The 12,500-nt window shown below is 57.7% G+C and carries 13 protein-coding genes; 4 read left to right on the top strand and 9 right to left on the bottom strand.

The window, feature by feature from the left end:
- Positions 1 to 30: 30 nt before the first annotated feature.
- Together trmFO and ACR0CA_RS02580 are read right to left on the bottom strand one after the other, a co-directional pair.
- A complete protein-coding gene (gene trmFO, locus ACR0CA_RS02585) occupies positions 31 to 1,371 on the bottom strand; it encodes a methylenetetrahydrofolate--tRNA-(uracil(54)-C(5))-methyltransferase (FADH(2)-oxidizing) TrmFO (RefSeq protein WP_480897349.1) in 1,341 nt (446 codons plus the stop codon).
- Between the two features lie 254 nt (positions 1,372 to 1,625).
- Positions 1,626 to 2,411 carry an enoyl-CoA hydratase gene (locus ACR0CA_RS02580; protein ID WP_480504337.1) on the bottom strand — a complete coding sequence of 262 codons (786 nt, stop codon included), beginning with the start codon at positions 2,409 to 2,411 and terminating at the stop codon, positions 1,626 to 1,628.
- A 58-nt stretch (positions 2,412 to 2,469) separates the two neighbouring features.
- On the opposite strand from ACR0CA_RS02580, the gene ACR0CA_RS02575 reads away from it, so the two are divergent.
- Positions 2,470 to 2,913 (top strand): PaaI family thioesterase, encoded by a 444-nt coding sequence (locus ACR0CA_RS02575; RefSeq protein ID WP_480552113.1) that lies wholly within the window; start codon positions 2,470 to 2,472, stop codon positions 2,911 to 2,913.
- A 59-nt stretch (positions 2,914 to 2,972) separates the two neighbouring features.
- Here ACR0CA_RS02575 and ACR0CA_RS02570 read toward each other — a convergent pair whose 3' ends face one another.
- A complete protein-coding gene (locus tag ACR0CA_RS02570) occupies positions 2,973 to 3,200 on the bottom strand; it encodes a DUF1127 domain-containing protein (RefSeq protein WP_170769722.1) in 228 nt (75 codons plus the stop codon).
- A gap of 99 nt (positions 3,201 to 3,299) precedes the next feature.
- On the opposite strand from ACR0CA_RS02570, the gene ACR0CA_RS02565 reads away from it, so the two are divergent.
- From ACR0CA_RS02565 to rpsI, 3 genes are all read left to right on the top strand, one after another.
- Positions 3,300 to 4,703 (top strand): aminotransferase-like domain-containing protein, encoded by a 1,404-nt coding sequence (locus tag ACR0CA_RS02565; protein ID WP_480897348.1) that lies wholly within the window; start codon positions 3,300 to 3,302, stop codon positions 4,701 to 4,703.
- Positions 4,704 to 4,865: 162 nt separating this feature from the next.
- Positions 4,866 to 5,324 carry a 50S ribosomal protein L13 gene (rplM, locus tag ACR0CA_RS02560; protein ID WP_170711488.1) on the top strand — a complete coding sequence of 153 codons (459 nt, stop codon included), beginning with the start codon at positions 4,866 to 4,868 and terminating at the stop codon, positions 5,322 to 5,324.
- Between the two features lie 6 nt (positions 5,325 to 5,330).
- The gene (rpsI, locus tag ACR0CA_RS02555; RefSeq protein ID WP_039535473.1) at positions 5,331 to 5,816 is read left to right on the top strand and encodes a 30S ribosomal protein S9; all 486 of its coding nucleotides are present in this window, start codon (positions 5,331 to 5,333) and stop codon (positions 5,814 to 5,816) included.
- Positions 5,817 to 5,872: 56 nt separating this feature from the next.
- On the opposite strand, the gene ACR0CA_RS02550 is transcribed toward rpsI, so the two are convergent.
- Genes ACR0CA_RS02550 through ACR0CA_RS02525 form a run of 6 tightly spaced genes read right to left on the bottom strand, consistent with a single transcriptional unit; the run spans position 5,873 to position 12,463 of the window.
- A complete protein-coding gene (locus ACR0CA_RS02550; RefSeq protein WP_480897347.1) occupies positions 5,873 to 7,033 on the bottom strand; it encodes an ABC transporter substrate-binding protein in 1,161 nt (386 codons plus the stop codon).
- 29 nt (positions 7,034 to 7,062) lie between these two features.
- On the bottom strand, positions 7,063 to 8,949 hold the full coding sequence (locus ACR0CA_RS02545; protein WP_480897346.1) for an AMP-dependent synthetase/ligase: 1,887 nt from the start codon (positions 8,947 to 8,949) through the stop codon (positions 7,063 to 7,065).
- A gap of 5 nt (positions 8,950 to 8,954) precedes the next feature.
- Complete coding sequence (locus ACR0CA_RS02540) at positions 8,955 to 9,728, bottom strand: ABC transporter ATP-binding protein (RefSeq protein ID WP_170786723.1); 774 nt, start codon at positions 9,726 to 9,728, stop codon at positions 8,955 to 8,957.
- Complete coding sequence (locus ACR0CA_RS02535) at positions 9,725 to 10,489, bottom strand: ABC transporter ATP-binding protein (RefSeq protein ID WP_170769727.1); 765 nt, start codon at positions 10,487 to 10,489, stop codon at positions 9,725 to 9,727. Before ACR0CA_RS02535 ends, ACR0CA_RS02540 begins: the two co-directional genes overlap by 4 nt.
- Complete coding sequence (locus tag ACR0CA_RS02530; protein ID WP_170769728.1) at positions 10,486 to 11,583, bottom strand: branched-chain amino acid ABC transporter permease; 1,098 nt, start codon at positions 11,581 to 11,583, stop codon at positions 10,486 to 10,488. Before ACR0CA_RS02530 ends, ACR0CA_RS02535 begins: the two co-directional genes overlap by 4 nt.
- 4 nt (positions 11,584 to 11,587) lie before the next feature.
- The gene (locus ACR0CA_RS02525) at positions 11,588 to 12,463 is read right to left on the bottom strand and encodes a branched-chain amino acid ABC transporter permease (protein ID WP_480552116.1); all 876 of its coding nucleotides are present in this window, start codon (positions 12,461 to 12,463) and stop codon (positions 11,588 to 11,590) included.
- Positions 12,464 to 12,500 lie beyond the last annotated feature (37 nt).

Raw genomic sequence — 12,500 nt, 5'->3', positions numbered from 1 at the left:
TGTTAGGCCGGTACGGCGCGTTGCGTCCAGTCAGCAATGCGCCAGCCAGTCTGACCACGCCGCCTTGGCCCGATCTGTATAGGCCTTGTAGCGGTCCTTGCGGCCACGTCTGCCACCTTTCAGCCCATCGACCGGGCGGAACAGGCCGAAATTCACATTCATCGGCTGAAAGGTCTTGGCCTCAGCACCGCCTGTGATGTGATGGATCAGTGCGCCCATGGCGCTGTCTTGCGGCACATTTGGCAACTCTTTCCCCAGAATCTGCGCCGCAGCCAGCCGCCCGGCCAGCAGGCCCATAGCGGCGCTTTCGACATAGCCCTCGACCCCGGTGATTTGCCCGGCAAAACGAATGTTGGGTCTGGACTTCAACCGCATCTGTGCGTCCAGAAGGGTTGGAGAGTTAATGAACGTATTGCGGTGAATCCCGCCCAGCCGCGCGAAACTTGCATTCTCCAGCCCCGGAATCATACGGAAAACATCCGTTTGCGCGCCGTATTTCATCTTTGTCTGAAAGCCCACGATATTGAATAGCGTGCCCAATGCATTGTCGCGGCGCAATTGCACAACGGCATGAGGCTTTACATCGGGCTGGTGCGGATTGGTGAGGCCAACGGGTTTCATCGGACCATGGCGCAGGGTTTCACGACCGCGTTCCGACATCACCTCGATCGGGAGGCAGCCATCGAAATACCCGGCGGTTTCGCCTTCGTGGAACTCGGTCTTGTCAGCAGCCAACAAGGCATCAATGAATGCCTCGTACTGGTCGCGGTCCATCGGGCAGTTCAAATAAGCGGTGCGCTCTTCCTCGGTCTCGCCCTTGTCATAGCGCGACTGCATCCAGGCCTGGCTCATGTCGATGCTGTCGGCATAGACGATGGGTGCAATTGCATCGAAAAAGGCGAGCGAGTCGGTGCCGGTTTCCGCCCGGATCGCCTCACCCAGCGCAGCCGAAGTCAGTGGCCCGGTTGCAAAAATCCATTGGCCGTCATCGGGCAGGGTGGTTACTTCCTCCTCGGACACCTCGACTCGTGGATGGGCCCGTAGCTTGGCTGTCACGGATTCGGCAAAGGGATCACGATCCACCGCCAGGGCGCCGCCTGCCGGCAGCCGATGGGCATCAGCGGTTGTCATAATCAACCCGTTCGCGGCGCGCATCTCCCAATGCAGCAAGCCAACGGCGTTCTGTTCATCATCATCCGAACGGAAGGAGTTCGAGCAAACCATCTCGGCCAGGTTACCGGTCTGGTGCGCAAAGGTGCCCACTTTGGGCCGCATTTCGTGGATCATAACATCCACGCCCATTTCCGCCGCCTGCCAGGCAGCCTCGGACCCGGCCATGCCGCCGCCCACGATATGCAGTATCTGTGTCATGCGCAGCCACATAGGGCAGAGCACGCGTCAACGCAAACACCTGTTGGGTCAGATTGTCTGAAGAAGGGAAATTTTGGGGTCGCCGCTGCGGGAATGTCAACGCCGGTGAGAGAGACCAGCTGGAGGGACCTTCCGCCTACGGCGACCCAAAATCGGTTTTCAGGCCATAGCCTTGTCTCAGCATTGCCACAGTGTCGCCGTTTTGAAAAGTCCCAAAATGCGGAATCGGGCAGAATTCCCAAGAAACAATTGCGTTATTGTTCCCAATTTGGCGTTCTTTTTTCGATAAATGCAGAGATTCCTTCCTCGGTATCCCGGTGCATCATGTTCTGCGCCATCACTTCGCCGGTATGTGCGTAGGCTTGTTCAATGGGCATATCGAGCTGCTGATAGAACGCTTCCTTACCGATTTTCACTGCCGATCCCAACTTTTCCGCCAGTTGTTCCGCAAGGGATTGTGCCTCATGCTCTAGCAGCATTTCCGGCACGGCCCGGTTGATCAGCCCCAGTTCTGCCGCACGTTCAGCCGTTATGAAATCGCCTGTGGTCAGCATTTCAAACGCTTGTTTTCGGGGAATATTGCGGCTGAGCGCAACCATGGGTGTCGAACAAAACAGGCCGATATTCACGCCATTGACGCCGAACCGCGTCGTCTCTGCCGCCACGGCCAGATCGCAAGTGGCAACCAGCTGGCATCCAGCGGCCGTCGCGATGCCATGAACCTGAGCGATGACAGGTTGAGGCAAGGACTGAATTGTCAGCATCATCTGTGCGCATCTGCTGAACAAGTCCTGGAAATAGGCCTTACCGCCATCTTCGCTTTGACGCCCCGCTGTCATCTGCTTAAGATCGTGGCCCGCGCAAAAAGCTTTGCCCGCGCCCGACAGGACCACCGCGCGGATAGACCGGTCGTCGCGCAGGGCATCAAACTCGGTTTGCAGTGCCGCCAGCATTTCGTCGCTGAGGGCATTCAGACGTTCCGGCGCGTTCATCGTCAGCCTTGCGACCGCTCCGGTGTCGCTGCGTTCCAGAATTCCCATCTTGCCCTCCGATCTGATGTGAGGCCAACTCTAGGTCGGCAAATCGAGGAGGGGAAGCATGTCATTGGCCTTAGACCGGGAAGAATTGACTGCCTATATGAAACAGGTCTTTCCGCAGGTGCATCGGGACTTTGTGGTTGAGGACCTGACCGAGGACACGATCACCATGCGGTTGGTGGTCGAAGACCGGCACTTGCGGCCGGGCGGAACGGTTTCAGGGCCGTCCATGTTCGGTCTGGCCGATGTCTGTGTCTACGCGATCATTCTTGCGCGCAAAGGTCGTCAATCTCTGGCCGTTACAACGGGTTGTTCGATGGATTTCATGCGCAAACCCGATGGGGATCGGGACATGATCGCACGCTGCACCCTGTTGAAGCTGGGAAAGGCTTTGGCCGTAGGCGATGTGCTGATGTATTCGGAAGGCTCTGACAAACCCGTTGCACGTGCCACGATGACCTATTCGCTGCCGCCCGAGGGGTCTGCCGCCGCGGCATTCGGATAAAAAATGGCCGGGACGAGCCCGGCCAAGGAAGAGGTCCCAATAAAGGGACTGGGGATATCTTACCCGTGCCAGAACGGGCGTTCGATTTCGCGGTTGGCCTGATCTCGGGTCAACCCGACATCACGCAGCAACCGATCATCCAGTTTCGACAAATTGACTCTGCTGCGGCGCTGTCGCTCCCACTTTGTGACAGTCGCCGCAAACCGCACGGCCAGCGATGCGATCAGCGGCAGCCGAGGGCTGTCGTTCAGCAGCAAAAGGGCGGGGGTGTGCATTGCGCGTGTCATCTTGGGTATCCTTTCAAATTGTATTGACACAAACGTAATATGTTCGGTATATTTGATTGATACATTCGACATTGTGTCAAAATCAAAGGAAGAATTGTAATGGATACAATTTGGCCAGAGTCTCTACCGAAATCCAAGGGACCTAAGTATACACTTGTGGCCGATACAATTCGAAAAGCTATTGATAACAAATTATTGGAGGTCGGAACTAAGCTGCCTCCGGTACGAGAACTGGCGTATCGGTTACAAATTACGCCGGGCACCGTTGCGCGTGCGTATACGATTCTTACGGATGAGGGATTGTTACAAGCCGAGGTGGGGCGCGGTACATTCGTGGCCCCGCCGAAATCGCCGATTCTGGATGATGTCTGGGCGCGGCAGTTGCATCTGCGCGACGACAAGTACAATGCCAGCGTCAGCCTGTTTAGCCCGCGACTGGCGGATGTAGGGCAGGTGGCTCTGATCCGGGAGTGTTTGCAAAGGGTCTCGCAATCTGATCCGGGGCTGTTTCTGAATTATCCCACCCGCGATGCGTATATACCGATGCGCCAAGCCGTAGTTGACTGGCTGTCCGATCTGCCATTGGGGCCGTTGTCGCATGACGATATTGTACTGACACATGGCGGGCAGAACGGATTGTGCCTTGTGTTTCAAACGATTCTGCGTGGCCCTAAACCTTTGGTCCTGGTCGAAGACCTGTCCTACGCCGGGTTCCGCCGTGCCGGAGAGCTGATGCGGGCCGAGGTGGTCGGTGTGAAGATGGACAAATGGGGCATTGACCCCGACGCGATGGAGCACGTCCTACGTCAAAACCCAGCGCAGGCTGTCTGCGTTTCTCCGGAAGTTCAGAACCCGACTGGCGCGCATACCCCCCTGGAGCGACGCAAAGAAGTTGTCGAGGTCGCCCGTCGCTTTGACCTGCAAATCATAGAAGATGATTGCTACCGAATGGGCGACGCACGCGAGCCCAGCTACCGCGCCCTGGCCCCCGAGCGTGGATGGCACGTGTCGTCCATTTCCAAAACTTTGACGCCTGCGCTGCGGGTGGGCTTTGCGATTGCCCCGCGTGAGCGCAGTGTCGATCTGCGGAGGTCGGCGGAATACGGTTATTTCGGATTGGCGCAACCGCTGGCGGAACTGACCCGGCTCATGCTGTCCGACCCGCGCACCCGGCGAATTGCCCGCGATGTACGCGAGAAGATGGGGGAATATGTGCGCGTGGCTGTAAATTCCTTGGGTGGGTTTGACCTGAACTGGGCGCCTGATGTGCCGTTTGTCTGGCTTAACTTGCCCTCGGGCTGGCGTGCTGCTGCATTTAGCCGGGCGGCTGAGCGGGAAGGGATCCAACTGCGATCCGCCGATGAGTTCGCTTTGCGCGATGGACGCGCGCCGAATGCAGTGCGCATTGCGATGAACGGGCATGTCTCGCTGGAACGGTTCGAAGATGCAATGCAGCGCCTGCGCAATCTGTTGGACAACCCGCCTGAGCAAATCAGCGTTTAAATTGGGGTAAAATAATACCTATTTTATAAGTTACTGTTTTTACAACATTTAAAAGAGATTACTGCAGTTGACCTGCGCAACGCTCCCCTCTAAATACGCTCCATCGAATTCGGGCCGCTCCACACGGGGGCGGTCTTTCACATCAAACAGGACTATCCTGCCATGAAAACCTTTTCTGCAACACCTGCAGACATCGACAAGAAATGGATCCTGATCGACGCCGAGGGCGTTGTTCTGGGTCGTCTTGCTTCGATCGTCGCCATGCGCCTGCGTGGCAAGCACAAAGCGTCGTTCACCCCGAACATGGACATGGGCGACAATGTTATCGTGATCAACGCTGACAAAATCCAGATGACCGGCAAGAAGCGCGAAGAGAACTTCTACTGGCACACTGGCCACCCGGGCGGCATCAAGTCGCGCACCAAACAGCAGATTCTGGAAGGTGCACATCCTGAACGCGTTGTCGTTCAGGCCGTCAAGCGTATGCTGCCGGGCAACCGCCTGGCGCGCAAGCAGATGACCAACCTGCGCGTTTACGCCGGTGGCGATCATCCCCATGAGGCGCAAGCGCCCGAAGTTCTGGACGTTAAGTCCATGAACAAGAAAAACACCCGGAGCTAATGACCGATGGCTGATCAGATCAATACTCTCGAAGAGCTGAGCGCCGTCGCAGGCGTTGAAACCGTGGCCGAAGAAGTCATCGTGCGCGAACCCGTGCGTGACGAACTGGGCCGCTCCTACGCCACCGGCAAGCGTAAAGACGCTGTTGCCCGCGTTTGGATCAAGCCGGGTTCCGGCAAAGTCACCGTGAACGGCAAGGACCAGGACAAGTACTTTGCTCGTCCCGTTCTGCAGCTGATCCTGCGCCAGCCGTTCCAGGTTGCCGGTGTAGAAGGTGAGTTCGACGTTGTTGCGACCGTAAAAGGCGGTGGCCTGACCGGTCAGGCCGGTGCGGTCAAGCACGGCATCTCGAAAGCGCTGCAGCTCTATGATCCCTCGCTGCGTGGCGCGCTGAAAGCCGCTGGCTTCCTGACCCGCGACAGCCGCGTTGTGGAACGTAAGAAATACGGTAAGCGCAAAGCGCGTCGTTCGTTCCAGTTCTCGAAGCGTTAATCGCGACGGACACCGAATTGGAAAGGGCTCGCCTCGGCGAGCCCTTTTTCTTTGATTTATTCTTCGTAGACCAGTTTCCAGGCCCCATCTTCGACAACGCTGACAAAGACAGTATCCGCGCCCTGATGGTCGTCTGGACCATAGGTGATCTGGTTTCCGACCAGATCATCCTTGTAGTTCAGGGTCTCCATGGCCGCGATAAAGCTGTCATGGGTCAGGTCAGGGCCTGCGGCCTCTAGCGCTTTGACCATCATCTCGGCGGCCGAATAGCCTAGCATCGAGAAACCGACAGGGTCTTCGCCCGTGGCCTCCTTGTATTCGGCGATGAATGCGGCCGGGGCGGGCTCTTCCGCGCGCGCCCAGAGGTCCAACCAGGAGGCCGCCGCATAGAACCCGTCGGTTACGCCACCGGGTACTTGCGCAACCACGGTCAGGAAACTGGCCGAAGTACCAAGGAACTTCATATCCGCTAGCCCCATCTTTTTGGCCGTGCCAACCACTGTGATGGCCTGCCGCACTCCCAAAGCCATTGTGACGATATCGCAGCCTTCCTCCTTGAGCTTGCTTAGAGAGCCGACGAAATCCGTCTCATCCGGTTTGTGCGTGGTTTCAGCGACAAATGCGATACCGGCCTCTTCGGCCCCTGCTTTGCTGCCTTCCAGAATTTCTTCGCCGAAATCGGTGGGCAGGTACATGGTGCACACGGATTGTGATCCGAATTCGCCGTTCAGATATTTCACCCCTATCCGGGCCTGATCAAAATAAGTCGAGAACGACGTAAACTTATTCTTCATCGGCTCTTGCAGCATTTGCCGTGCGGCTGTCAGAGGCGCAACGTTGGGAATACCTTTTGGGTCCAGCAGTTTGAATCCGGCCACGTTCATCGGCGTGCCCAGTGACTGCAGCATGGCAAACACCTTGTCGCGGTTCAGTAGCTTGTTATAGCCCTGCATCGCGCGCGGCATCTGATAACCGTTATCCTCAACCACGAAACGGATTTTGCGCCCGTGCACGCCGCCTTCGGCATTCACGCGGTCAAACACTACATTTGCGCCCTTGGTGGCCGGAACTCCGACGGCAGCGAAAATACCGCTCAGATCGTTGACCGAGCCGATGACGATCTCATCGTCGCTCACACCTTGTGTCTCAGCACCTGCAACAGTTGCCGCAGCCGTCAAAGCGGTGGCGGTGGCCAGCTGTTTGATCACGTTCCTCATGTTTCTCCTCCCTTTGGGTAAACCCTTATCTAATTGTACATATCTTCAATGAGATCTGCGTGTTTCTTTTCCACAAAGCTGCGTTTCAGCTTCATAGTGGCCGTCAGCTCTTCGTCATCGGCGGTCAGCAACACGTTGATCAGGCGGAAATCCTTGATCTGTTCGACCCGCGCAAATTCCTTGTTTACCGCGTCGACCTCAGCCCTGATCTGATCGCGTACCTCAGGCGCGGCACAGAGTGAGGCGAAGTTCGAAAACGGAACTTTGCGGTCCTGCGCAAACTTCTCGACGTTCTCCTGGTCGATCATGATCAGCACCGTCAGGAACTTTCGTTGGTCGCCGATTATGACAGCGTCCGAGATATAGGGGCTGAATTTCAGGCGGCTTTCGATCTCGGCCGGGGTGATGTTCTTGCCGCCGGCCGTGATAATGATGTCTTTCAGTCGCCCGGTGATTGTCACATAGCCGTCGCCGTCGATCTGCCCCATATCGCCTGTGCGAAGCCAGCCATCCGCGGTGAAGGTCTCGGCGGTTTTGGCGTTGTTGCGCCAATATCCCTGAAAAACATTCAAACCCTTGATCTGAATTTCTCCGTCAACTGCAATACGCACATCATTGCCCGGCACCGCGCGGCCAATGGTGCCGATTTTGTTGTGCTCGGTCGTGTTCAGCGTCGCCAGACCCGAGGTTTCGGTCATCCCGAACCCTTCGACAATGGGCACCCCGATGGACCAGTACCATTTCAGAAGGTTAGCCGAGATGGGCGCCGCTCCGGTGCCGCCACGCCGCATCCGGTCTAGCCCCAGCATCCGCCGCAGATTGCGCAAAACCAAACGGTCCCACAGCCAGAACTGCGCGCTCACAGCGGCGGGCACCGGCTTTCCGGCCAGGATATACTCGGCCCGCGCCATACCCGCGTTCACGGCCATCCCAAAGGCGGCGCGCCCTGCGGGGGTGGCGTCCTGCGCCAGAATCTGAACCTGAGAATAGATCTTCTCCCACACCCGCGGGACGGCGGTAAAGGTGCTGGGCGAGACCTCTTGCAGGTTCGCAAACACGGTTTCGGGGCTTTCGGCGAAATTCACCACGCATTTCGACGCAAGCGGCAGGTAAACCGATACATCACGTTCCAGGATATGGCACAGCGGCAGAAAGCAAAGCTGCTCATCCGTTTCCAGCGAGGGCAGGGCGTGCGCACCGCATTCAATCGCGGCCAGGATGTTCTCGTGACTCAGCATCGCGCCCTTAGGCGCCCCAGTGGTGCCCGAGGTGTAGACCAACAGAGCCGTGTCCTGCGGCGAGGCCAGGGCGATCTCGGCTTCGAACCGGTCAGGCTCTTCGGCTTCAGCCCGTCGTCCGATGTCATACAGATCGCCAATCATCAAGCAGCGGTCGTGGCTCAGATCATGCAGGCCCTCATCCTCGAGGATGATGACGTTCAGCAGACCGGGAAGCTCGGTTTCGACCTCGAAGAACTTGTCCAACTGTTCTTCGTTCTCGACCACAAGAAAGCGGCTGTCGCTGTCATTCACAAGGTATTTCAATTGTTTGGCAGAATCGGTGGTGTAGATGCCCGAAGCAATGCCGCCCACACATTGGATGCCCATATCGAACCACGCCCATTCCTTGCGGTCCTCGGACAGGATTGAGACAACCTCGCCCCGTTGCAGCCCCAGCTTCCGTAAGGCCAGCCCGATCCACTTGGCATGTTGCCAGTAATCGGCCCAGGAATAGGACTTCCATATGCCGAAATCCTTTTCCCGATGTGCAGTGCGGTCGCCCAAATCGGCGCAGCGTTTCTGAAACAACCCGCAGATCGTCATGCATTCATCCACCAGCACGGGGCGTTGGCCGGGGGTAGCGTTGAACTGGATGCCGTTGATCTTGGTCTGAGGGGGCTGGGTGCTGATATTCATGCCGCTTACCTCCACGTTTTCTTGCGTTTCCAGCGGCGGTTTTCCCGCGCGCCGTCTTCCTGCACGCCCAGATAAAAATTCTGGATGTCCTCGGATTGCATCAACACATCTGCCGTCCCGTCCATGACGATACGGCCGACTTCCATCACATAGCCATGATGGGCCAGTTCCAGCGCGGCATTGGCGTTCTGTTCGACCAGCATCATCGTCATGTTCTGCTCGTCATTCAGGCGTTTGAGGATGCCGAAAATCTCCTGCACCAGCAGCGGTGACAGACCCAGCGAGGGTTCGTCCAACAGCATGATCTTGGGGTTCGCCATCAGCCCGCGCCCGATGGCCAGCATTTGCTGCTGTCCGCCCGAAAGGGTTCCGGCCTCTTGGGTGCGACGCTCTTTCAGGATCGGGAAGTAGGAAAACACCAACTCGCGGTCATGATCGATCTGCCCCTTGTCGGTCGCCGTGTAGGCCCCAAGGCTGAGGTTTTCATCGACTGTAAGCAGAGGGAACACCTCGCGCCCCTCAGGGACATGAACGATGCCTTTTTGCACGACTTTATGCGGCTCGGACCCTTGGATTTCTTCACCGTCAAAGGTGATCTTGCCTTTTTCGGGGTCCATCACGCCGGACACGGTTTTCATCAGCGTCGTCTTGCCTGCGCCGTTTGCGCCCAGGATCGATACGATCTGCCCCGGATGCACATCCAGCGACACGCCGCGAATGGCCATGATCGGGCCGTAGAAGCTTTCGACATTGCGGATGGTCAGGATCGGCGCGCTCATGAGGCCTTCCCCAAATAGGCCTCGACCACAGCCGGGTGGGATTGCACCTCGGCCGGTGTTCCCAGCGCCAGCATCGCACCATCAGCCATCGCCAACACGCGGTCAGACACGCCTGAGACCAGCCCCATGTCATGTTCGACCATCAGCACCGTAATCCCCATCTGCCTGCGGATATCGTCGATCCACCAGCGCAGATCAGACGTCTCCTCGACCGACAGGCCGGATGCAGGTTCGTCCAGCAACAACAGTTTGGGTTCCGTGGCCAGTGCACGGGCAACCTCGACCACTTTGCGGACGCCGTAAGGCAGGCCAGAGATCATCTTGTCGCGGTAGGCCTGCAGGTCGAGGAAATCTATGATCTCTTCGACCTTTTCGCGGTTTTCCAGCTCTTGCCGCCGGGCCGAGGGCAGAAACAGAACCTCTGATATCAGGTTTGTTTTTCGATGGCGGTGCCGTCCGACCAGCAGGTTCTGCAACACGGTGGCATGTTCGAACAGTTCGATATTCTGGAACGTCCGCGCCACGCCATAGGCTGCCACGCCAGAGGGTTTGACCTGCAGCAAATCATGTCCGTCAAACCGAATAGAGCCCGCAAACGGGTCGTAGAAGCGTGAGATCAGGTTGAATACCGTCGACTTGCCCGCGCCGTTGGGGCCGACAATGGCAAAGACCTCGCCTTCTTCGACGGAAAAGGACAGGTCATTCACCGCCGTGAGGCCGCCGAATTTCAGGGTGACGTTCTGGAACGCGAGCAGGCTCATCTCAGGCGCTCCGTCTTGAGGTAGGATTTCTGACGCTTGAACATGTCCTTGCGGTAGAACGGGAAAAGCTCGAACCACGTGCGTATTTTCAGCCATCGGCCATACATGCCCATCGGTTCAAACAGGATGAAGGCAATTAGGATCATGCCGAAGATGCCGAATTCCAGCCCCGGAATGGCGACGGTATTGCCGCCGAACAGGGCACCCACATATTCCTTTGAAATCGACAAGAATTGCGGCAGGAACCCCACGATGATCGCGCCCAGAAACGCGCCGTGGATCGAGCCGAGCCCGCCGATCACGATCATCATCAGCAACTGGATCGAGATCACGACGCTGAATGTCTCGTTGTTGAACGCGCCCGAGAACATCCCCATCAGCGCACCCGCCCATCCGGTGACGGCACAGGACAAAGCGAAAGAGATCATCTTGGTGCGCGCGATATCGACACCCATCGCCTGCGCCGAAACCTCAGAATCGCGCACGGCGATGAAACTGCGTCCCAAAGGCGCGCGCAGCAAGTTAATAAAGCCCAGCGTCACCAGAACGGCGACCACCAACACCAGCCAGAAGAAATGTACCGGAGTGCCCCAGCGGTCGATCGTCAGGCCAAAGATGTCGACGCCTCCGATGAACTTGCCACCAACGCCGCCGGTAATCGGCTCGGCCAAGACGATGACATCATCCATCAGGATGGACAGGGCCATGGTGAAGATTGCCAGATAAATGCCATGCAACCGCAGGGCAGGGATCGCGACAGTCACGCCCGCAATACCGGTCAGGATACCAGCCAGCGGAAAGGCGATCAGGAAGGGCACGCCCGCCTCAAGCAGGATGACGTTAGCATAGCACCCAAAGGCCAGGAAAGCCGCGTGACCCAGACTGACTTGCCCTGTGTGGCCTGTCAGAACCATCAGGCCCAGACCTGCGATGGCCCAGATCAGGACGTTTGTCAGCTCACCCAGATAGAAATCGTCCAACCACCACGGGGCCGCAGCCACCACCGCCAGTAGGATCAGATAAAGGACCAATTGATGGCCATCTTTCCATGGCCGGATATCCTGCATGTAGTCGGTTTTGAATACAATCCGCATCTGCCTAAACCTTCTTGACCCGAACCTGACTAAACAGCCCGTTGGGGCGGAAGATCAGCACAGCCAGCAACAGCGCATACGGCGCAATCTGGCTGTAGCCTGCTGCGATATAGCGACTGGCAAAGGGTTCAATGACACCGACGATCAGCCCTCCGGCCAGCGCACCGGGCAGGCTGCCGAACCCGCCGATCACGGCGGCGGCAAACGCCTTGATCCCCAGCAGACCCGTGGTCGGATCGACCGAGCCCTTGGCGGCAAACAGGATACCCGCGATTCCGGCGACCACGCCCGCAAGACCCCAGATGAACCCTTGCACCCGCTTGACCGGAACGCCCATGTAGTAAGCGGCCAACTGGTTTTGAGAGGCGCCTTGCATTGCCAGCCCTAACTTGGTCCGGCTGAAGAAAACATACAGCCCCCATGTCAGCAGGATGGTGACGATGATGACGGCCACATCCTCCATCCCCAGCACCAGCCCGCCGAACCGCACCTCTTTCCCGGCCAGCGGGTTCTGAAGCGTCTGCGGCTCGTGCCCCCAGATCAGCCCGGCCACAAAGCGGATCACAAAGCCCAAGGCGATGGTCAGGATTACCACAGCCGTCTGACTTTCTCCGAACAGCCGTCGGATGATCAACCGATCCAGCAGATATCCCAACGCTCCCATGATCCCCAATGAGATTGGTAGCGCCAACCAGAATGGCAGCCCCATATATTCGGTATTGGTCAGGCCGATGGTGACGAACGCGCCCAGCATCATGAAATCGCCCTGCGCGAAATTCACCGCCTCGGTCGCTTTGTAGATCAGAACAAAACCGAGTGCGATCAGGCCGTAGACACAGCCATTCGCCAGCCCGCTAATCAGCAGCTGCGCGTTATCCAACTTCACCTCCCAATACCGGTTTGTCCGGCATTCTTCG

Source organism: Ruegeria sp. F12, from assembly GCF_056533885.1.
Note: the sequence above shows the minus strand (reverse complement) of the source record. Positions and strands in the feature narration are given on the sequence as shown.